Source organism: Pedobacter sp. AK017 (assembly GCF_014200825.1).
Lineage (GTDB): Bacteria > Bacteroidota > Bacteroidia > Sphingobacteriales > Sphingobacteriaceae > Pedobacter > Pedobacter heparinus.
Window position 1 is genome coordinate 150965 of sequence record NZ_JACHCW010000013.1, and the last position, 19953, is coordinate 170917.

Annotated in this window: 20 protein-coding genes; 16 read left to right on the top strand and 4 right to left on the bottom strand. The window is 42.1% G+C overall.

The window, feature by feature from the left end; genetic code table 11:
- Nucleotides 1-221: 221 nt before the first annotated feature.
- From HDC92_RS18460 to HDC92_RS18485, 6 genes are all read left to right on the top strand, one after another.
- Nucleotides 222-746: a Crp/Fnr family transcriptional regulator gene (locus HDC92_RS18460; protein WP_255484588.1), complete on the top strand. Its 525-nt coding sequence runs from the start codon at nucleotides 222-224 to the stop codon at nucleotides 744-746.
- 55 nt (nucleotides 747-801) lie between these two features.
- Nucleotides 802-1398 (top strand): RNA polymerase sigma-70 factor, encoded by a 597-nt coding sequence (locus HDC92_RS18465; protein WP_183876603.1) that lies wholly within the window; start codon nucleotides 802-804, stop codon nucleotides 1396-1398.
- A 99-nt stretch (nucleotides 1399-1497) separates the two neighbouring features.
- A complete protein-coding gene (locus HDC92_RS18470) occupies nucleotides 1498-2643 on the top strand; it encodes a FecR family protein (RefSeq protein WP_183876604.1) in 1146 nt (381 codons plus the stop codon).
- Nucleotides 2644-2892: 249 nt separating this feature from the next.
- Nucleotides 2893-6450, top strand: coding sequence for a SusC/RagA family TonB-linked outer membrane protein (locus HDC92_RS18475; RefSeq protein WP_183876605.1), 3558 nt, complete (start codon nucleotides 2893-2895; stop codon nucleotides 6448-6450).
- Nucleotides 6451-6460: 10 nt separating this feature from the next.
- Entirely contained in the window at nucleotides 6461-7828 is a 1368-nt protein-coding gene (locus HDC92_RS18480) for a RagB/SusD family nutrient uptake outer membrane protein (protein ID WP_183876606.1), read from the top strand.
- A 6-nt stretch (nucleotides 7829-7834) separates the two neighbouring features.
- Nucleotides 7835-9286: a TlpA family protein disulfide reductase gene (locus tag HDC92_RS18485; RefSeq protein WP_183876607.1), complete on the top strand. Its 1452-nt coding sequence runs from the start codon at nucleotides 7835-7837 to the stop codon at nucleotides 9284-9286.
- Between the two features lie 38 nt (nucleotides 9287-9324).
- Here HDC92_RS18485 and HDC92_RS18490 read toward each other — a convergent pair whose 3' ends face one another.
- Complete coding sequence (locus HDC92_RS18490; RefSeq protein WP_183876608.1) at nucleotides 9325-9555, bottom strand: hypothetical protein; 231 nt, start codon at nucleotides 9553-9555, stop codon at nucleotides 9325-9327.
- Nucleotides 9556-9570: 15 nt separating this feature from the next.
- On the opposite strand from HDC92_RS18490, the gene HDC92_RS18495 reads away from it, so the two are divergent.
- The 10 genes from HDC92_RS18495 (at nucleotide 9571) to HDC92_RS18540 (ending at nucleotide 14890) form a co-directional block, all read left to right on the top strand.
- Entirely contained in the window at nucleotides 9571-9918 is a 348-nt protein-coding gene (locus HDC92_RS18495) for a LytR/AlgR family response regulator transcription factor (protein WP_183876609.1), read from the top strand.
- A 183-nt stretch (nucleotides 9919-10101) separates the two neighbouring features.
- Nucleotides 10102-10479: a hypothetical protein gene (locus HDC92_RS18500; RefSeq protein ID WP_183876610.1), complete on the top strand. Its 378-nt coding sequence runs from the start codon at nucleotides 10102-10104 to the stop codon at nucleotides 10477-10479.
- Nucleotides 10480-10563: 84 nt separating this feature from the next.
- Nucleotides 10564-10803 (top strand): hypothetical protein, encoded by a 240-nt coding sequence (locus tag HDC92_RS18505; RefSeq protein ID WP_183876611.1) that lies wholly within the window; start codon nucleotides 10564-10566, stop codon nucleotides 10801-10803.
- A 91-nt stretch (nucleotides 10804-10894) separates the two neighbouring features.
- Complete coding sequence (locus HDC92_RS18510; protein ID WP_183876612.1) at nucleotides 10895-11530, top strand: Crp/Fnr family transcriptional regulator; 636 nt, start codon at nucleotides 10895-10897, stop codon at nucleotides 11528-11530.
- 223 nt (nucleotides 11531-11753) lie between these two features.
- The gene (locus HDC92_RS18515) at nucleotides 11754-11996 is read left to right on the top strand and encodes a helix-turn-helix domain-containing protein (RefSeq protein ID WP_183876613.1); all 243 of its coding nucleotides are present in this window, start codon (nucleotides 11754-11756) and stop codon (nucleotides 11994-11996) included.
- The gene (locus tag HDC92_RS18520; protein ID WP_183876614.1) at nucleotides 11968-12315 is read left to right on the top strand and encodes a HipA N-terminal domain-containing protein; all 348 of its coding nucleotides are present in this window, start codon (nucleotides 11968-11970) and stop codon (nucleotides 12313-12315) included. The genes HDC92_RS18515 and HDC92_RS18520 overlap by 29 nt, the downstream gene beginning before the upstream one ends.
- Nucleotides 12290-13297 carry a type II toxin-antitoxin system HipA family toxin gene (locus tag HDC92_RS18525; protein WP_255484589.1) on the top strand — a complete coding sequence of 336 codons (1008 nt, stop codon included), beginning with the start codon at nucleotides 12290-12292 and terminating at the stop codon, nucleotides 13295-13297. Before HDC92_RS18520 ends, HDC92_RS18525 begins: the two co-directional genes overlap by 26 nt.
- Before the next feature lie 169 nt (nucleotides 13298-13466).
- Nucleotides 13467-13859 (top strand): helix-turn-helix transcriptional regulator, encoded by a 393-nt coding sequence (locus HDC92_RS18530; protein WP_183876615.1) that lies wholly within the window; start codon nucleotides 13467-13469, stop codon nucleotides 13857-13859.
- An 89-nt stretch (nucleotides 13860-13948) separates the two neighbouring features.
- Nucleotides 13949-14416 (top strand): MauE/DoxX family redox-associated membrane protein, encoded by a 468-nt coding sequence (locus HDC92_RS18535; RefSeq protein WP_183876616.1) that lies wholly within the window; start codon nucleotides 13949-13951, stop codon nucleotides 14414-14416.
- Nucleotides 14417-14527: 111 nt separating this feature from the next.
- Entirely contained in the window at nucleotides 14528-14890 is a 363-nt protein-coding gene (locus HDC92_RS18540) for a hypothetical protein (RefSeq protein ID WP_183876617.1), read from the top strand.
- Nucleotides 14891-14953: 63 nt separating this feature from the next.
- Here HDC92_RS18540 and HDC92_RS18545 read toward each other — a convergent pair whose 3' ends face one another.
- From HDC92_RS18545 to HDC92_RS18555, 3 genes are read right to left on the bottom strand one after another with little or no spacing between them, the layout of a single operon-like run.
- Nucleotides 14954-15553: a TlpA family protein disulfide reductase gene (locus HDC92_RS18545; protein ID WP_183876618.1), complete on the bottom strand. Its 600-nt coding sequence runs from the start codon at nucleotides 15551-15553 to the stop codon at nucleotides 14954-14956.
- A 1-nt stretch (nucleotide 15554) separates the two neighbouring features.
- Entirely contained in the window at nucleotides 15555-16919 is a 1365-nt protein-coding gene (locus HDC92_RS18550) for a RagB/SusD family nutrient uptake outer membrane protein (RefSeq protein ID WP_183876619.1), read from the bottom strand.
- A gap of 17 nt (nucleotides 16920-16936) precedes the next feature.
- Nucleotides 16937-19945 (bottom strand): SusC/RagA family TonB-linked outer membrane protein, encoded by a 3009-nt coding sequence (locus HDC92_RS18555; RefSeq protein WP_183876620.1) that lies wholly within the window; start codon nucleotides 19943-19945, stop codon nucleotides 16937-16939.
- Between the last annotated feature and the right edge of the window lie 8 nt (nucleotides 19946-19953).

Below are 19953 nucleotides of genomic sequence, written 5' to 3' on the forward strand. Positions count from 1 at the left end.
TACCAGCTTGCCCTGGAGAAAGTTTACTGAAATGTTTAGTCTACCCCCAGGTTTGAAGAAGAGCCGGGCGAATTACAATATCCGCTTTCAGTGCCCAGACCATTGGTTACCAACTGGGTTTTAGCGATCCGAGTAATTTCAGCAGGTTTATAAAGGAGCACACCGGGATGACGCCACGCGCTTACAGAAAGCATTTTACCGAGTACTTTATTTTAAATGAAGTGGATACTATAGTTTTAAGGCCTGGGGAGATAGCGGACATGGCCTATTGGCCAATTGAAGGCTACATCAGAACTTTTAGGGAATATAAACCTGAAGAGGACAGGGAAAAACTGGAACAGAAAACCATTGATATATCTTTACCGGGGAAGGTATGGCTGCCGGCCACAAGTTTTATGAACCGAACACCAGTTGATTATTACCTGGAAGTTGAAAAAGGAAGCAGCTTTGTGGGGATAGGCTACAGTTCGTTTATAGCAATGGGGCAGGCCATACCGGAAGTGAGGATGCTGGCCAATAGGGTTATTGCTGCTGCAGAAGCAGACTGGCACATTAAAATGGATATTTGCCGGGTTTTTAATAAGGATGGTTACCTGGCTTTCAGACAGTATTTTTGCGAACAGGTGGAACAGTTTATTTCGCAAAAGCACATTGCCAGTTTTATGGGTACCACACCGGAAAACCTGAGCAGGATTAGAAGGGAAGGTGGCTTTACTGGGGTACAATTTGTACCCTGGTTGATATGAATGCTGGTGAGGCCTTTTGAGGATTATATGTACCTTAGCGTTTGGGAATTCTAAAATGACTGATCTAAGTAGTGCTTCTGACGGGGAACTTGTCGCTCTTTTAAAGGGTGCTGACCATGCTGCGTTCACGGAGATTTATGAACGTTATTGGGAGAAACTCTATTACAAGGCGGTGAAAAAATTAGGGGACGAAGCAGAAGCGCAGGAATCGGTTCAGGACATTTTTTTTTCGTTGTGGAAGAACAGAGAAAATTTCCAGTTGCGTGAAAATCTCGAGAATTATCTTGCCGTTGCTGTTAAGTTTCAGGTGATCCAAAGGCTTGCTAAAAGCAGACGCCGCCATGTAGTTGTTCAAACCCTGGTTAAGGAAGCAGAGCAAGAGCGCTTATCCGGATTTGCGGCGGAATGGAACCAGGAGGATCTGGAAATCCTGCAGGCAAAGTTAACTCAGGTTATAGATACCCTTCCCAAAAAATGCAAACTGGTATTCAACATGAGCCGCAACGAAGCGTACACCAATAAGAAAATTGCGGCGGAACTGGGTATTAGCGAAAAGGCAGTAGAAAAACATGTTAGCCATGCATTAAAAGTTCTGCGCAGCAACCTCGGTCATAAATCTATGATCATACTCCTGCTAAACCAGCTTTTATAGTTCCTGGTTTATTATTTATTAACCCCATATTAAAAAAACTTTAAGAAAAAGGTAGGGTATTCCGGCATTCATCACACTTATGTATAAAATGCCCGAAAAATGGATCATCAACGTATCATTCAACTTGCACAGAAATTCGTCGACGGTAGCATCACCGCAATTGAACTTGAAGAGTTTAACAGGTGGTATTACAGTGACGAGGGGGAACAGTACAAGGTTAATGCTTTTGATAGCAGGGAAGCACTGGCGGTGGATATGTTTAAAAATGTGATTGATCGTGCAGGACTGCGTGTTGAAAAACCTAAACCATATAAATTGTGGCCAGGCATTGCGGTAGCGGTAGCTGTGGCTACTGTTATTTTCGGTGCAGGGTTATTCTATTTTAATAAGGATGTTAAACAGGTTACGCCCGATCAGGTTGCTTTGGTGAATGATGTGGCTCCGGGTGTTTCGGGTGCTACGCTGACTTTAGGTAGCGGAAAAAAAATCAGGCTTTCAGATGCGTCCAGTGGGGAGCTGGCTCAGGAGGCTGGTGTGCATGTTTCTAAATCTGCTGATGGTAAATTGGTTTATGAAGTTACACCGGGTACCGGAGTTTCTGAGAACTTAGGCGCGATCAACACCCTGTCTACGGATAAAGGTGAGACTTATCAGCTGAAATTACCTGATGGTACAATGGTTTGGCTAAATGCGGCTTCGTCTTTAAAATATGCGGCGAACTTATTGGCGTATGGAAAGCGTAAGGTGACGCTCCAGGGGGAAGCCTATTTTCAGGTTGCCAAGGATAAAGCACATCCTTTTATTGTGGAAAGCGGTGGCCAGCAGGTGGAGGTTTTGGGAACGGAGTTTAATGTGAATGCCTACAGGGACGAGCGGGTGTTTAGAACGACTTTGCTGGAAGGCAGTGTGAAGTTGTCTGAAAATGGTGAATCAAAAATACTGGTACCAGGTATGCAGGCAACGAATGCAAACGGCCGCATCAGGATGAGCATGGTGGATACTGAACTGGCTGTGGCCTGGAAAAACAATAAATTCATATTTGACCGCTTACCGATTGAGGAAATCATGCGCATGATCGCCCGATGGTATAATGTGGAGGTGATTTACCAGGGCGAGGTTCCTTCGGGTACTTTTTGGGGTTCTGTTTCGCGTTATGACAACATATCTAAAGCACTGATGCCGTTAGAAGCTGCCGGTGGGGTTCATTTTAAAATTGAGGGGAGGAAAATTTATGTGCTAAAATGACGAATTGAAAGCGTAGCTGGTATAAAACACCAAATCCCGATTGGAGTCGGGAAATGGTTGTTGCTGGCTTCGATAATGAATTATCAACTTAAACCGCAAATGCCCTTAGTTTTCGAGGCGAAAGGCATATTGCAATAAACCAGACAAACAAACTTAGGCAATATTGCGCGATAAAACAATGTTGAAGGTCTCTCATTTGGCCGCTAAGATTTTGTCGAACCAAAATGAAAAATGTTTAGAAAGCAAACTATGAAACGGGATGTACCGAAAGGTTATGTCCATAAAATTTGGCTGATCATGCGATTAACCACCGTTATTTTAATAGCTGCCATTATGCAGGTCAGTGCTGCCGGCTTTGCACAGAAGATCACTATATCCAAAACGAATGCTCCTCTTGAGGCGGTAATTAAAGAACTGAGGCTACAAAGCGGATATGATTTTGTGGTTAGAGGGGAACTGCTGGATAAGGCAGGTTCTGTGAGTATTAGGGTTAAGAATGTTGAATTTAAAAAGGTTCTGGACCGGATTTTTGAAAATCAGCCTATTAGCTATGAGATTAGTGATAAAACAGTGATTCTGAAGGAAAAGCGCTTTTTTGAGAACCTGGCAATGCGATTTCGGGCGATTGATGTCAGGGGTAAGGTTCTGGATGAGAAGGGGGAGCCTTTGGTAGGCGCTACGGTAGCTATAAAAGGAAAGAACAGGTCTGTTAAAACCGACCAGAATGGTATTTTTTTTCTGGAGAATGTAGGAGAGAAGGATAAGCTGGTGATCAGTTATATTGGCTATCAGACCAGGGAGGTAGATGCGGCTTCGGATATGGGTAGTTTGACAATGGTTATCGGTAATAAGGAACTGAATGAAGTTTCGGTCATTTCGACTGGCTATCAGACAATCCCAAAGGAAAGGGCAACAGGATCATTTGTCCAAATTGACAATGAACTTTTAAACAGAAGGATCAGTACAAACATAATAGACAGGCTTGAAGGAGTGGTGCCTGGACTTATATTTAATCGTAACGCGTTGCCTTCTGGAGAAAACCTTGGAATAAGCATTCGCGGGAGAAGTACAATATCAACAAATGTAAATGCAAATCCGCTAATAGTAGTAGATAACTTCCCATATGAAGGGGATATCGGAAATTTAAACCCGAACGATATCGAAAGCATTACAGTATTAAAGGATGCCGCCGCCGCATCAATATGGGGAGCCAGAGCGGGAAATGGGGTAATAGTCATCACGACAAAAGGGGGCAAGTTCGGCAGGCCGCTCCAGGTCAATTTTAACTCCAACATTACTGTCGGCCGAAAGCCAGATCTCTTCTACTCAAAAAGTTTCATCAGTTCCTCAGAGTATATTGATATTGAACAGGATCTTTTTACCAAAGGTTTTTTCTCCAGCGACCTTACTGGTACTGGCAAGCCGATGGTATCCCCTATTGTCGAGCTACTAGAGCAGGTACGACTTGGCAATATCCCAAAGTCTATGGCTGATATCCAGATTGCACAATTAAAAAACTACGATGTACGTAATGATTATGAGAAGTATGTCTATCAAAACAGTTCCTTTCAGCAATATGCACTTAATCTAAATGGCGGTAGTGATAGAAACAGCTACATGGTCTCAATCGGTTTTGACAAGAACCAGGAAAATCTTGTCAGGAACGACCTGTCAAGAACAACCCTAAATGCTAGGAATACCTTTATTCCTGCCAAAAACCTTGAGCTCACAGCTGGCGTAACATTTGTGCAGACCAAAAGAAATAATAACAACGATGATACGGCATTTGGCTTTTATAATGGCACGACTAAGTACAGCACGATCTACCCCTACGCAAAACTGGCTGACGAAAACGGAAATTCACTGCCTGTAGCGATGGGCTACCAGACTGGATACAAGAACTCGATGTCTTCATCGGGCTTTTTAGATTGGAATTACAGACCATTAGATGAAATTGCAAATTCGGATCGTACCGCTAAAACAACGAATATACAGTTAAGGACAGGGCTAAAATATCAACCCGCGATCTTCCTGAATATTCAGGCGCTATACCAGTATGAACAGCAGCGCACGGATACCAGAAATCTGTACTCCCAGCAGACTTATTATGCTAGAAACCTGATAAACCGATATACTATAAGGAACAGCAGTACAGGAGAGCTGACATACCCAATTCCAGTTGGCGGCATAATAGAACTTGGCAATACAGTGCTTAATTCCAATAATTTTAGGCTGCAAACAAATATTGATAAAACCTTCGACGAAGATCATAATATTAATGGGATTGCAGGGGCAGAAATCCGTGAGGTAACTGTTGATGGGTATGGCCGCACATCATACGGATACGACGACAATCTTGGCCTTGCCGCAACGAACATCAACTACGCCATGCTATACACTTTAAATCCTAGTGGAAGTTCGACCATCAGTGGTCCCAGTAATGTAACTGGTTTGGTTAACCGTTATATATCCTATTTTGCAAATGCGGCATATGCTTTTCAGCAAAAGTATATTCTTACGATCAGTGGAAGAAAGGATGGCTCTAATATTTTTGGAGTCAATACAAATGACCGCGTCACGCCCCTCTGGTCTGCGGGTATCGGCTGGGTAATCAGTAAGGAAAAATTTTATCAGTCCAAATTACTTCAATATGCGAAGTTACGGGCAACATACGGCTATAATGGAAATATTTATAATGGCTCCGCATATCTGACCTTTACAGGGACGACAAGAAGCCAGACCACCGGACTGACCTATGCAACTCTGGGAAGGGCTCCTAATCCAGACCTAAGCTGGGAAAAGGTCAAGAATATAAATATCGCCCTCGATTTCGAATTTGTTAAAAATGTTATTTCTGGCGCTATAGAAATCTATAGAAAAGATGGCCAGAACCTTATCCAAGATGAAGCGTTACCTCCTACATCTGGATATAGTACTTATCAGAGCAATTCTGCGGCAACACGTGCTGACGGCATCGATCTGACAATAAACAGCAATAACCTGAGTGGTAAATTAAAATGGCAGACCACTTTTATATTCAGCCACTTAAAGGACAAGGTTATTGAGTTCGAAAGATCTTATTCCGGAAGTCAGCTGGTAGCAAGCGTCAATTCAATATCTTCAAACAATGTAGCACTGAGTGTATTTCCAGTTGTAGGCAGGTCCATGTTTGGAGTTTACAGCTATAAATGGGCGGGGCTTGATCCCTTGACTGGAGATCCGATGGGATATTTGAATGGTATTCCAAGCAAAGACTATTTGGGTATAATCAATGGCGCTAGACCTGACAACCTGGTCTATCACGGCTCGTCAAGGCCGACATTTTTTGGTTCGCTCAGGAACAGCCTTACCTATAAAAACTTTTCATTGTCTGCAATGATTACGTACAAAATGGGATATTACTACAGAAGGCTTTCGACGGGCATAAACTTGCAGGAAACGCTATTAAAATATACAATGCATGGCGATTACTCTAAAAGATGGCAACAGCCTGGCGATGAAATTAACACCTCAGTTCCTTCTATTGTTTATCCCGCCAACGCAAATAGATCAAATTTTTATAGATATTCAGATGTGTTGGTTGACCCAGGAGATCATATAAGACTGCAGGATATAACCATATCGTACAACCTCAACAAGGCTAACTTAAAAAAATCGCCTTTTAATTACATGCAACTATATCTGTATGCTAACAACATTGGCATCCTATGGCGAGAAAATAAAAATGGGATTGATCCCGACTATTATACTTATCAGGGATATCCCACTCCCCGAAGCTTAGCGTTGGGGCTTAAAATTGGACTATAGTTATTTAGATATGAAAAAATTATTTTTAATTCTACTCCTTGTTGTAAAATTAACAAGCTGTAAAAAACAGGATGAGTGGCTGAACAAAAAGTCTAACAAGTCAGACATCATTCCAACAACCATTGCTGATTTTCAGACAATATTGAACAATGATATTCTAATGAATGCGTCCGATGGTTTTGTAACCATTGGGAGTGATAATTATTTTGTTCCTCTTGCAACTTGGCAGTCACAATCAGAAGAAATTCGGGATGTATATATATGGAAGCAAAAGATTGCGATAATACCTGCGTCAGCTGGATGGCAAGAAAATTATCGCAGAATCAATAATACCAATATTGTTTTGGATGGCCTTGATAAGATTGGTAGAAACACTCAAAACGAACGCCAATGGAACGAGCTTAAGGGTATTGCCTTGTTCTTCCGCGCATTTGCCTACTTTGACCTAGTCGAAGCTTTTGCAAAGGGATACGATAAGGAGACTGCCTCAGCTGATTTAGGCTTGCCATTAAAGTTGAGGGTCAATGTCGCCGAAAAAATTACAAGGGCGTCTGTTCAGCAAACCTATAATCAGATTATTGACGATCTAAGCCAAGCTAAAAATTTACTTCCCTTAACCGCGAGTATTAAGACGCAACCCTCAAAAGTAGCAGTGTCAGCGTTGCTTGCAAGGATATATCTGTCAATGGAAAATTACGATCAAGCATACAATGAATCAAACATTGCCTTAGGGACTATGAATTATTTAATAGATTACAACAACCTTAATGTATCTGCGGCAATACCTTTTCCAACTTTCCAGATGAACAATCCAGAAATTATTTATTATTCTGAGCCAACAATATGGATCCCCGTATCATCTACGAGGGTGGACCCAATCTTATACAATAGTTATAGTACTTCAGACCTGCGTAAAGTACTACTATATCAAAACAATGGAAGTGCTGGTGTGGTTTTCAAAGGTTCTTATGCGGGAAAATCAGGCAAATACTTTTCGGGACTGGCGTCTAATGAGCTGTATTTTATAAGAGCTGAGGCAGGAGTCCGCACTGGAAAATTGTCCAGCGCTTTGGAAGATTTAAATGCGGTGCTTGCTAAAAGATGGGATAAAAATGCAATATATATTCCATATAGTACTGCAGATGAAAAAGAAGCGCTTATAAAAATACTGCAAGAACGCAGAAAGGAACTTCCATTCACCGCAAACCTGCGGTGGAGTGATCTTCGTAGATTGAATAAGGATACAAGGTTTGCTGTTAACTTAAGTAGAAGTATAAATGGGCAGATTTATTCATTGCCTCCAAATGATAAGAGGTATGTACTTCCTATTCCAGACATTGAGATCAAATTAAGCGGCATACAGCAAAACGATAGATAATTAGAAATGAAAAAGTATATAACCATCTTTTTAGGAATTTTGGTATTCCTAGACATTTATTCATTTGCCCAAAAGGCAAAGGACAGAGATATTCAATCTCGACCAGTAACTTTCAAACTCAAAGTAGTAAATTACCTTAAAGTTCCAGATACGATGTCCATTCTATTGATGACCGATCCATTAAAAATTGGAGATGGCGACACATACATTGCGATTAGGGATTCTTCCAACCAGTTTACTTTTAAACTGCCAATACTAAAAGCCCCTGCCAGGCTTTTTATAAAAACCATAATTAATCCAAATATACTCCGCGAATATTGGGTCGAGCCGAGCGATGATGTCTTGCTAGCAATAAAAGCACAAGGAAAAAATACGCTTATAAATGTAACTGGATATGGCGGGGGAAAATACAGATATAGCGTTTTTCTAGATAGCGCATATAAAGCGAATAGAAGAATTGGAAAAAGGCACCCATATAGTCCAGAATTATTAAACAATGACATATCGTTCTCTGATACGACCTTTAGTTTTGGTAAGGCGATCTTAGATAAGTTTAAGCAAGATATTACACCAGCTATGTATAAAATACTGCATGCTGAATTTGTCGGAAAAAATATTAAAACTAAATGGACATACGCATCTATTTACAAGTCAGCAGCGCCCATCGATAGCGGGATAACAAACCGTATTCTGGCATTGGAAAAAGAACCGATAATTGATACAGTAAGTATATCCGCAGCAATCAGCGCTCCTAACTATATCGACGGAAGCAAACTAGCCGCAATAATTTACAACAAGACTAGATATGCTGGAGCAAACAGCGTTATTGCACAAACTTATGATTATCTAAAAGCAAAATATACTGGTGCCCTGCAGGAATATCTAATAACGTCGTATCTTATTGATCGTCCAAAAGGAAGTTCTACCGAATTCAAGAGCGTGCTAATTGATGCTGTATCTTTTGTTAAGGACAAAAAACTGAACTCAAGGTTGCATGAACTCCTATCGGCCTTATCATACGACAGTTCATCCTACCCACACATTTTTATGGATGCTGAAGGAAAAAATAGAACTCTTGCGGAATGGAAAGGAAAGGTCATACTTATAGATTTTTGGTTTAACGGATGCGTTCCTTGCAAGCACTTTTCTAAAGTTTTCGAGGAGAAGATACTGCCTGTCTTTAAGGATAGCAGGGAGGTAATTTTTATCGGTATAAATATAGATCAGGATAAAAAGAAATGGATTTCTGGCATTAAGTCAAAGGAATACACATCTGATGAGACAATCAATCTTTCAACGCTTGGGCTAGGATTTGCCCATCCGTTTCCCAAAATGTTTAATGTCATGAGTGCCCCAACTCTGTTTCTTATTGGAAAAGATGGTCGCCTTATTACAAGTAATTTAACTAAGGATGCAGACCAAATTATCCAACAAATAAAAAATGCGATCTTAAAATAAAAAGGGGAGCGAATTGCGCTCCCCCCTATTTTTCAAGTTTAGTTTGGTTGCCAAACTTGACTGTCTAAAGCCTGAAAATCATCTCCAATTTTCTCAAAGTGACAACCAGGTCCTGAAGCACCACATTCGCCCGGCCCCTCTGTTCCAAGGGGTTCATACACTCCTTCCGAAGTACGCACATAAATATCTTGTGATGAGCGTTGCGTTGTAAACGCGCTGCCTGCACCAAGCACAACGGCCAAAGCAAGCAATAATTTTAAATTTTTCATGACGTATAGTTTATTATGATCAATCAATCCATCTTCTTTATCCAAAGCCAAGGCAAAGGGAAGTTTGTGAAAATTAAAAAGGATGAGATTATCTATTTAGAGAGTAAGGCCAATTACTTGCATATCCATATGATAGAGGATTCATATCAAACCTATCTTACAATGGCTGAGATTGCTGTTATACTACCCACCAGCGAGTTTATCCGTGTGCACAAATCTTTTGTTGTGAACCTGACACATTTGGTTAGCATTAACGGAAATTATATTCATCTTAAAAATGAAATAAAGATCGCGCTTGGTCGTAATTACCGAGCAGCATTTTTCGATAAAATAAATCCATTGCTCATCAAAAGCAAACGGTAGATGCTATGAAAAGCAGAAAGCACAATTACGTCGAATCACGCTTTTTATACAACAAATAATGGCGTTTGTGTAATTTGTTGGTTGTCATTTCTGAGTAGTTTAATTTGTGTTTAGTTAAAAATGATTGTTCAAAATCAATAACTAAGTCATTCATTTAACCACTAATTATAAACTATTAAAATTATGCCATTATCTCCATTTACACCAGCAGGTGTTACCGCCAAATGTGCCACCCTTTATGCATTGCCAGACTATGATTTGTTTGCGGAAGCAGATGCAGTTAAAGCTGATTTCCGTACCTGGTTAACTGCCAATTTTAGCCTGGACACAAATCAGGAACAATTTCTCAAAGACATCAATGATAGTGCTGTAAAGTATTACGGCGATCAATGTTCGATCTGCTTTCGCAACAGGCTTTCTATTAGTTTAATCTATCCTGTTCCAACACCAGGTTATTCCAAATGGAATGTAGTAGAAAATACAATTGTAATGAAGGCCAATGATACTGGTATAGTTGAAGTTTCGGGTTCCTTAACCTTTACTATGGAATTCCGGCCGTAGATAAGCTTATGCTGGTGAAATGTTCCAGGTGAAGCAGTTATCAAAAACGAATTCTAGAAAAATGAGATTCTGATACCTTGAATTATGAAAAGAAAACCCAAAGTACCTGTAATGCCCAAACTCTCAAAAAGCTTTATGGATGAGCTTGTGGTTCTTGCGGATGGGGTACACGGCAGGCCCTTTTCTACAAATTTTGCCCCCGAATGGGAGGTTTCTGTATACGAAGCCAGGTATCTGCTTCAGCTTATGCTTGAAAAAGATATGATTACCATTAAATGGCAGCCAGAAAAGGAAGAACTGTATTATGTGAGGGAGTTCATGTAACCTGATTGGGGTTACTGTTTTAGACGGGAAGGGCGAGTAAGGCCTTTCCCGCTTTTTATTTATAGATGGTACAATAAAATTTTGATAAAAAATGCATATTCATCCCGGTTATTACAATGATTTGCTGGCCTATTTATTGGCTTTTATGCCCATGCCCCTGGTGTTTAAGCCCCTTCTTTTTATGCATTTAACAAAGCCTGTTAGCTATGAAGTGGATACTATAGTTTTAAGGCCTGGGGAGATAGCGGACATGGCCTATTGGTCAATTGAAGGCTACATCAGAACTTTTAGGGAATATAAACCTGAAGAGGACAGGGAAAAGCTGGAACAGAAAACCATTGATATATCATTACCTGGTAAGGTATGGCTGCCAGCCAAAAGTTTTATGAACCGAACACCAGTTGATTATTACCTGGAAGTGGAAAAAGGAAGCACCTTTGTTGGGATAGGCCACAGTTCGTTTATAGCAATGGGGCAGGCCATACCGGAAGTGAGGATGCTGGCCAATATGGTTATTGCTGCTGCAGAAGCAGACTGGCACATTAAAATGGATATTTGCCGGGTTTTTAATAAGGATGGTTACCTGGCTTTCAGACAGTATTTTGGCGGGCAGGTGGAACAGTTTATTTCGCAAAAGCATATAGCAAGTTTTATGGGTACTACACCGGAAAACCTGAGCAGGATTAGAAGGGAAGGTGGCTTTGGGGATAAGAATTTTAGGGGGTAAAGCAAGGTGGTCTGGAAATGCGGTGAATGCTTATATTGAGGATTTGCCATAAACTACTCATCAATGCTTGAAAAATTGTCGGTATCAAAATTCCTATTATAACATGAATTTAGGTTTGTGTAGAAGTAGATTTATATTGATTGGATTGATTTTACTAGTATAATGTGAATTTTGTTGTATTTTCTATTTTAAATGTATATTTTTATATGAAAATCACATTATAATGTTAATTTCTTTGGGAGAATCTATTAGAATGCGTAGGAAGGAACTTAAGTTGTCACAGTCTTATGTTGCCGATCTTGCTGACGTTAGTCTAAATACGATTTCTAAGATTGAGCGTGGGGAGGCTAATCCTACGCTGGATGTTTTGCAAAAGATTGGGGATGTTTTGGGGATGGAGCTGAAATTGGAGATTAAGGGTTTAAATAAATTAGGTTATGCGTTCGGGTCAGGTATTTCTGAATAGTAGGTTGGCTGGTACACTGACGGAGGCAAGCCGTAAGATGTATGTTTTTCAGTATGACCAGGAGTATTTTGATGATCCTGCTGCTCCAGCAGTAAGCCTGACTTTACCGAAATCAAAACAGGAGTACAGGTCTGCTTATTTGTTTCCTTTCTTTTTTAATATGCTGGCTGAGGGGGTAAATAAGGAACTTCAAAGCAGGCAGCTTAGGATTGATAAGGAGGATGCTTTCGGATTGTTACTGGCGACAACCGGGAGTGATACCATAGGTGCGGTTACAGTTAAACCATTGAAAAATGATGAGCTTACCAGAAATAAATAATTGCCCAGGGACATTGGCAGTGGGTTTTGATACTTATAGTCCTTTGGCTTTGCGCAGGGTGTTTTCCGGGAAGAAGGTGAGCCATATATTGCCTTATTCTTCCCCGGATAAGCAGGGGAAGGATATGGAGCAGTTTATTGAAAACCGGAAAAGGATTTCGATATCCGGGGTTCAGGAGAAGATGTCTTTGTTGATGGAAAAAAATAAGCTCCGGCTTACTTTGGAGGGGGAGCAGGGGACTTATATTTTAAAACCTATTCCCCGGGATATCAAGCATGTGGATCAGGTTCCGGCTAATGAGCACCTGACCATGCAGATTGCCAGGCAGGTATATGGTATTCCTACTGCTGAAAATGCGCTGATCTTTTTTAAGGATGGGGCGCCTGCTTATATCACGTTAAGGTTTGATGTCAGGCCGGACGGTGGTAAATACCGGAAGGAGGATTTTGCCAGTCTGGCGGGTAAGTCTAAGGATACAGATGGGGTTGATTTCAAGTACCATTATAATTATGAGCAGTTGGCGGGTCTGATCAGGGAATTTGTGTCTTCCTGGAGGGTAGAGATGGAGAAGTTTTTTAAGCTGGTGGTTTTCAATTATCTTTTTTCTAACGGGGATGCGCATTTAAAGAATTTTGCGCTGCTGGAAACGGCTTCGGGCGATTTTGTGTTGAGTCCGGCTTATGATCTGCTGAATACGCGCTTGCATGTGGATGATCCGCATTTTGCACTGGATGGGGGACTTTTTGCAGATGGTTTCCAGTCATGGAAGTGGAAGAAAAAGGGAGGGGCGCCTTCGGGATTGGACTTTATTGAATTTGCTAATCGTATTGGTATTCAGAAAAACAGGATTGACTTATTGCTTGCTCCATTTTTGGAACGACAGCCATCAGTGGAGGAACTCGTTTCCAGATCGTATTTGAATCCTGAACAAAAAAAGGGCTACCTGTTGTATTACAACCGCAAGAGAAATCTTATGAAATAATCTGGAAAGAAAAGACGGTAGTATCTGTGTACTGCACTGAAAATGGAATCGGCTGATGGGAAAATATACTACCGATTGTGTTAAGAAAGGCTGCTTTTGCTTAACATTTGTCAATTGCAGGTATGTAAAGTTGGTGTTAATTTTATACATCTAACTTAACATTCTTCTTATGAACACAATTGACGCCGAAATGCACATAGCTGCATTTTTTATAGTTCTTTTTTTGACCAATGTATTTTTTGTGATTATTTTGACCATGCTGATGCGTAAAATGCTGTTGCGGAAACGCCTGCAGTTTAACTGGTATAAGCAGGTGTTTTTTGAACGTAACCGCCCAGGTATTTTTAAGGAAAACTGCCTGCATTACAGATTAACCAAAACAGAAATTACCATTATAGAATTGTTGTACCTGGGGCTAAGCAATAAGATGATTGGTGACAGGACCTGCATATCGGAATCAACGGTTAAAAAGCATATACAGAATATCTTTTTTAAAACCAATACAAACAACCGGGCCAGCCTGATTTACCTGATGCAGCAGGGCAGCGAAACCGACAAATAGTACTTTTGACATAAATATATCTGAAAGGTGTATACAGTGTATACCGATTGATTATTGATCTGCAGCGGATTGCTGCAGACCTTTGGGTTATGAAGAAAGAAACCCTGATAACCTTGATTACGGCCAGTTTAGCCTTGTTATTTTTTTATGCTGCGGTGACCAAGCTGATGCATTACGAACAAAGCAGGTATGAAATGTATAAACAGCTGTTTGCGAGGGATATTGCTGAAGTATTGACCTGGCTGTTGCCGGTAACTGAATTGCTGCTGGTATTGCTGCTGCTGATTAAAAGCACCCGCCTGAAGGGGCTATATGCCACACTGATAGTACTGATCGTTTTTACGATTTATATTGCGGTTGCCATGAGTGGCATATTTGGCAAAAAGCCTTGTGCGTGTGGTGGTGTTATAGAATGGCTGAACTACTGGCAGCACCTGGGGCTTAATTTCTTTTTCATTGTTGTGGCAGCATTGGGTATTGCCCTTGAAAAGCAATGGAAGCCAATTAACAGATGGTTTCATGTTGTAAATGGAAAGGAGGGTACTGGCCTCAATTAACCCGATAGCAGGGTTAAGCGCTTGCCCTGCGATAAGCAAATTAGAGAAATATGCTGCTGGTATGAAGTGCTGGTATATGTGCAGCAAGACAATTGTTAAAAACTAAGTTTTATGAAAAATTTATTAAAAAAAATCAATGTTTTTGGATTAGCTGTAATCCTTGTTTGTGGTGTTATTTTTACTACGCAAAGTGCTTTTACAACATTAACTCCGCCAGCTGATGGCTGGTATGAGATTAGCATAACCAATCCTTTATTTCCGGAGGTAGCGGCAAACCAGTCAATTATTAGCACAACACCCCAAACTGCGCCACTTGTAGAAAATGAGGATGGTTGTGCACAGACCTTGAACACAGGTAATAAATGCTTTGTGTACCTGGATTTTGAAGATACAGCTTCTACAATTCCGGCAACTGTTGCTGATGTAGATAATGTAAATGTAAGTGTTTCGGCTACGGCAAGACAGCCTGAATAAGAAGTTTTTATAGGTAATAAGTAGTTACAAAACAGGCGGCTGGATGGCTGCCTGTTTTGTTTTTTAGGGTTTAAGCTCTTTTTCGGCTATTTTTTTTCTGAGCAGCTTACGAAGTGCAAAATTAATTGGTTCGCCATTAATAGCCTTACGAATGTTCTCGGCTGTTACAGATTGCTTAAGTGGTGCTGCAAGCAGTTTGCCATCTTTAATCCAGATGGTGCCACCACTAAATGAATAGTTTTTCATCATGTCTAATCCAATGGTGGTATCACCTACAATACACGGCCATTTATAGCCTTTTTTTATCATAAAAGGATGGGCTTTTTCTATCCTGTCGTTCATCAGTACCGGAATAACTACCAGGTCATCTTTAAAACTTTTACTTAAGGAATCCATCAGATCAAGGCTTTCGATGCAGGGGTGACAATTTGTGGCCCAAAGATCAAGAATAATGAGTTTGTTGCCAAACTGGCTAAGTTTCATAAAACTTATAGGATTGGGATGGTTAATAATTGCGAAATTCCTGTTCCATATTTGATCGGGGATTTTTTCGCCTATTGCAATGGGCTTCAGCTCGCAATTGTTATAAGCCAAATTGCTTTGTGCTTTGGCGTTAAAGGAGAGTGAGAGCGTAGTGATTAGTAAGGTAATTAGGATTTTCATATCAGTTTTGAATTAAGTTGCTTAAGGTGATTTCTTTATCTGGTACAGGCCAGGTATAGCGGTTATCGTTAGGCGCTAGCATGCTGGTAATGCCGTTTATTGTTCGGGTTAAAGTAATGGCAAACTCTGCTTCCTGATTTAACCTGCGCAGATCTTCCCAGCGGGTGCCACGGAACAGGAGTTCTTTACGGCGTTCGGCTATCACCAGTTTTAAAGCTGCATTTGCATCTGCTGCCCTAACATCAGCATAGCTGGCTTTGGCGTAGCGGTTTTTGCGCAAGGTGTTCAGGTCTTGCAAAGCCTTTTCTGTTTGATTTGTTCTTGCAAAGCATTCGGCCCTGATCAGGTATAGCTCATCTGTTGCGATACCTGTAAAAAATCCGCCACTGGCCCGGTAAGAACCTTTAAAGATGACACGACCATCGGTATTGTTGAGGAAGTAAGCCTGTTTACGCAGGTCGTTTGCAGCATAGCTGTTTATCAGTGCGGGCAGGATATTAACCCTTGTGGTGCCTGTAACTGCGTTATTGAGTGGGGATAGCACGAAAATAACCTCGACATTGGTATTGAAATCTGTAAATGGATAACGTGGGCTAAGATCTACGGTATTGAAATCCAATAGTTCTGATTTGATGTTGAGGTATTTATTAGCCTGCTCCAATACTTTTTCATATTCACCCATCTGTAAATAAGTTTTGGCGAGCATGGCATAAGCTGCAGCTTTGCCGGGCCGGAATTTGACTATTGGGTTTGCCGGTAACAATGCTGCAGCCTTTTCCAGATCGCTGATGATCTGGTGATAGCTTTGCTGTAAAGTGCCCCTCCCCACGGTAAGGTTGATGTCTTCTTCCAGCCGTAGCGGGATACCCGGATCTGTGCTTGCGGTTGTGGCATGATAAGGCTTGCAAAAGGTTTGGGCCAGCTGGTAAAAGTTAAGCCCGCGGTGAAAAAGGGCGCAGCCTTTCAGGTTGTTTAGGGCTTCAACATCACTGCTGTTTTTGAGCTTTTCTGCTCCTGAAAGGGCGGTATTGGCATACAGGATATGCCAGTAGTTGTAATTCCAGTCGTCTACTTCGGTATTGGGGTAAGGGTCTTTGTCCCAGCTGTAAATGGTTTTTAAATGTGGTTGGGGCAAAGCGTTATAGATGGCATCAGTAAGGAAATATTCGTCGGCACCTATTATGCCCAGGGTATGGCCAGAGGGGCCATTCATTACGGCAGTATTGTCCATTAAGCCCTGGTAATCTTTTAGTGTTGTAGGGATAACCAGGCTTTTGTTTTGCTTTAGTTCAAGGAAGCTTTCTTTACAGGCCGATAAGGTTATAATGAGGCCTAATGCCAGTGGTAATATGGTTTTTATGTTCATGTTGTTCGTTGTTAGGGTTAAAATGCGATGGCTAAACCGAGTGCATAACTTGTGGGGCTGGGATAGGCTGCAGTTGGCATATCAGGGTCCAGGCCCTGTTTGTTGGCCCGCCATAAAATACCCAGATCACGTGCATAGGCATAAAATTTGATCTTTGGGTTGGCCAAGGTGTAGCTCAGGTTGATGTCCTGCAAACGGATATGATCGCCTTTGCTGATCAGCGCTGCCGAACTGCCATAAAGCTGACCTAAATAGGTATCTGCCGGGCCAGCCACAGGTACATCGGTCTGTTGTTCATCGCCTGGCTGTTTCCAGCGTTTAAAGTAATCGGCATGGTAGTTTGGCGGATCTATGTATTCCTGGCCGGGATAGAAAGTCTCTCTTCGGAATAAATAACCTGCTTTAAAAGATACTACGGCACCCAGCTGCAGGTTTTTGTAGCTGATGGTATTGCGGATAGAGCCAAAATAGGGCGGTACGGTTAAACCGCTAAGGAGTTGGTTGGGCTGGTAATTGTCTAAATAAGCGCGGTAGTTTTCTACCAGGACAGGTTCCTGACCGGGGATTAGCGGCTTTCCCGTTTGCGGGTTTAGGCCTGCCCAGGGCATCCAGTAGATCACATCCCTTGATTTACCGGTTTGCAGTGGTGCTGTAGTATTGAAGTAAAAACTGGTAGGTAGCGCGGTATTGCCACTGTAATTGGTAATGGTGTTTTTGACATGGCTGAACAGAAAATTGCTTTCCCATTTGAGCTTGCCGGTAAGGTTTTGGGTACTGAGCTGTACATCTACCCCTTTTGTGCGCATGTTGGCGTAATTGACCTGGTTAACAATGAGCAGACTGATGCCGGGGATGATACCCGTAGAGGGTGCCATGAATTTTTCGCCAATCAGGTCGCTTGCTTTTTTGACATAATATTCAATGCTGCCCCTGATGCGCTCGTTTTTGCTGCCTGCATCAAGGCCCAGGTTAAGGGTTTTGACCAGTTCCCAGCGTAAGGCCGGGTTGCCCGCACTGCGGATGGTGGTTTCGGGCAGGCCGGTTTGCGTATTGCTGGTATAACTGATAACCGGATAGGTGGTTACGGTTTTGTTTACATTGCCCGCACTTCCGTAAGTGGCCCTTAAGCGCAGGTAGGGCAGGAGGTTATGGAGGGTGTAAAAAGGTTCTTTGCTGATTTCCCAGCTGGTGCCTGCCGACCAAAGGGGCACACCTTTCTGGTTGGTTTTTACCCCAAACAGGTTAGAACCATCCCAGCGTAAACTACCGGATATCGTGTATTTTTTATTGTAGGTATAGGCTACATTGGAGAAGTAAGACAGGTACCGGTCTGCATATTCGCTAAGCTGGTAAGGGGGCTGCGGAATGGAAGCACTACCGGCAGGCCTTTGCGGGTACTTTTTGGTATAATCGAACAGGGTTGTTCCGGTAAGTACTTCCGGATCGTAATTGTACAAGGTAAAGCCTGGCAAGTAATTTTCTGTATGCTGGCGGATTTCGGTACCGGCAAGTGCCGTAACCTGATGAAGGTTTTGGAACTCCTGCTGGTAGCTCAATTGCAGACGGCCCGAATGTGTGAGGGTTTCGGCCTTGCCATTGCCGCTAAGGATAGCGTTGTATGGGATGATCTGTGTGCCATCGGTTTGCGTAAAACGGTTAACCAGGTTGCGTACATAATAGCTTTCTTTAGGGTAATAGCTTTGGCCAAAGCCATTGTTTTGAATGTATTGGTAAGTAAGGTTGGCGTTAAAGTGTTTAAAGAAACTGTATTTAAGGCCTCCGTTTAAGCGGAGTTCTGTACTGCCAAAGGTTTTATCTGACAATCGGATTTCATCCAGTGGGCGATAATTCCAATCCAGCAGTTTACTGGCGGGGGCCAGATCTACGTAGGCCTGCCTTAGCTGATATGGAATGGCAAGGGCATTCCCGTTTTCATCTTCAAAGCGGGTGTAAGGGGAAATGCCGGAAGGGGAGCGGTTGGTAAAGCTGCTTAAGGTAAGCCCGTTGTTTTGATTGTTTTGCCTGGTGTAAATTACTGCCCCATTGATTTCGAGGTTTTGCAGTGGTTTGAAGGTATTTTGCAGGTTAAGGTTGAGGCGCTTACCCTGATTGCCGATAAGGTATGCCCGGTTTTGGTCATAACCGAGGGATAGGTAATAACGATAGGTTTTCTCGCCACCATTTATGCTGAGGGCATATTGCCGGTTGATGCTTTGCTGGTAAAGGGATTTGAGGGCTTCGGTACGGCTATCTGTATTTTTCATAAGCGTTTCCTGCGTGTTGAAATCGGCATCGCTAATGGTACCGGCTTTCTTTTTGAAGAGCAGTTCTACATAAGCTGGTAATGGGGTTTCGGGAAGCTGGGCATAGGTGTTTTTATCGAACAGTTCTTTTTCAAAGCCCATTACAGTTTGGGATGGTAACCAGCGCTGGTTGTAATACAGATTGGGCTTATTGCCGATGGTGACATTGCTGTTGATATTGATGCTGTTTTTTTGGTGGTATTTGCCCTGTTTGGTGGTGATGACGATAACGCCGTTGCCTGCCCGGGCACCCCAGATGCTTGCTGCTGCAGCATCTTTAAGGATGGTAACACTTTCTACATCATTGGGATTGATGTTGTTGATATCGCCTTCGTAAGGGAAATTATCGACGACAATGAGCGGGGCTTCGTTAGAATTGATGGTGCTGAGGCCGCGTACACGAAGTGATGGGGCATTGACGGTTTCCCTGGTATTGCTTCTCCTGTCGAAGTGCAGGCTGCTGCTGATACCCTCGAGACGGGAAATGATGTTGCTGCCGGTGCTGCGGTTGATCAGCAGGTTATCGATATGGTCGAAAGAACCGGTGGCCCGTTCTTTAGGGGTTTGGTAATAGCCGGTGTTGATGACGACTTCTTTAAGCTTAATGGTATCTTTTTGGAGCTTGCTGCTGTCTTGCTTTAAAGGTTTTTGTTTTGGAATGTGCTGGGCATAGCCCTTGCCGGTTGTAGTGGCAAGCAACAACACAATGATATATTTGTACATAGCTGGTT

Coding starts and splice junctions, on each gene's coding strand:
- HDC92_RS18555 (WP_183876620.1), bottom strand. CDS start 19,945: ATGTACAAATATATCATTGTGTTGTTGCTTGCCACTACAACCGGCAAG.
- HDC92_RS18495 (WP_183876609.1), top strand. CDS start 9,571: ATGATCAATCAATCCATCTTCTTTATCCAAAGCCAAGGCAAAGGGAAG.
- HDC92_RS18545 (WP_183876618.1), bottom strand. CDS start 15,553: ATGAAAATCCTAATTACCTTACTAATCACTACGCTCTCACTCTCCTTT.
- HDC92_RS18530 (WP_183876615.1), top strand. CDS start 13,467: ATGAACACAATTGACGCCGAAATGCACATAGCTGCATTTTTTATAGTT.
- HDC92_RS18485 (WP_183876607.1), top strand. CDS start 7,835: ATGAAAAAGTATATAACCATCTTTTTAGGAATTTTGGTATTCCTAGAC.
- HDC92_RS18535 (WP_183876616.1), top strand. CDS start 13,949: ATGAAGAAAGAAACCCTGATAACCTTGATTACGGCCAGTTTAGCCTTG.
- HDC92_RS18480 (WP_183876606.1), top strand. CDS start 6,461: ATGAAAAAATTATTTTTAATTCTACTCCTTGTTGTAAAATTAACAAGC.
- HDC92_RS18520 (WP_183876614.1), top strand. CDS start 11,968: ATGCGTTCGGGTCAGGTATTTCTGAATAGTAGGTTGGCTGGTACACTG.
- HDC92_RS18505 (WP_183876611.1), top strand. CDS start 10,564: ATGAAAAGAAAACCCAAAGTACCTGTAATGCCCAAACTCTCAAAAAGC.
- HDC92_RS18525 (WP_255484589.1), top strand. CDS start 12,290: ATGATGAGCTTACCAGAAATAAATAATTGCCCAGGGACATTGGCAGTG.
- HDC92_RS18500 (WP_183876610.1), top strand. CDS start 10,102: ATGCCATTATCTCCATTTACACCAGCAGGTGTTACCGCCAAATGTGCC.
- HDC92_RS18490 (WP_183876608.1), bottom strand. CDS start 9,555: ATGAAAAATTTAAAATTATTGCTTGCTTTGGCCGTTGTGCTTGGTGCA.
- HDC92_RS18540 (WP_183876617.1), top strand. CDS start 14,528: ATGAAAAATTTATTAAAAAAAATCAATGTTTTTGGATTAGCTGTAATC.
- HDC92_RS18510 (WP_183876612.1), top strand. CDS start 10,895: ATGCATATTCATCCCGGTTATTACAATGATTTGCTGGCCTATTTATTG.
- HDC92_RS18550 (WP_183876619.1), bottom strand. CDS start 16,919: ATGAACATAAAAACCATATTACCACTGGCATTAGGCCTCATTATAACC.
- HDC92_RS18465 (WP_183876603.1), top strand. CDS start 802: ATGACTGATCTAAGTAGTGCTTCTGACGGGGAACTTGTCGCTCTTTTA.
- HDC92_RS18475 (WP_183876605.1), top strand. CDS start 2,893: ATGAAACGGGATGTACCGAAAGGTTATGTCCATAAAATTTGGCTGATC.
- HDC92_RS18470 (WP_183876604.1), top strand. CDS start 1,498: ATGGATCATCAACGTATCATTCAACTTGCACAGAAATTCGTCGACGGT.
- HDC92_RS18515 (WP_183876613.1), top strand. CDS start 11,754: ATGTTAATTTCTTTGGGAGAATCTATTAGAATGCGTAGGAAGGAACTT.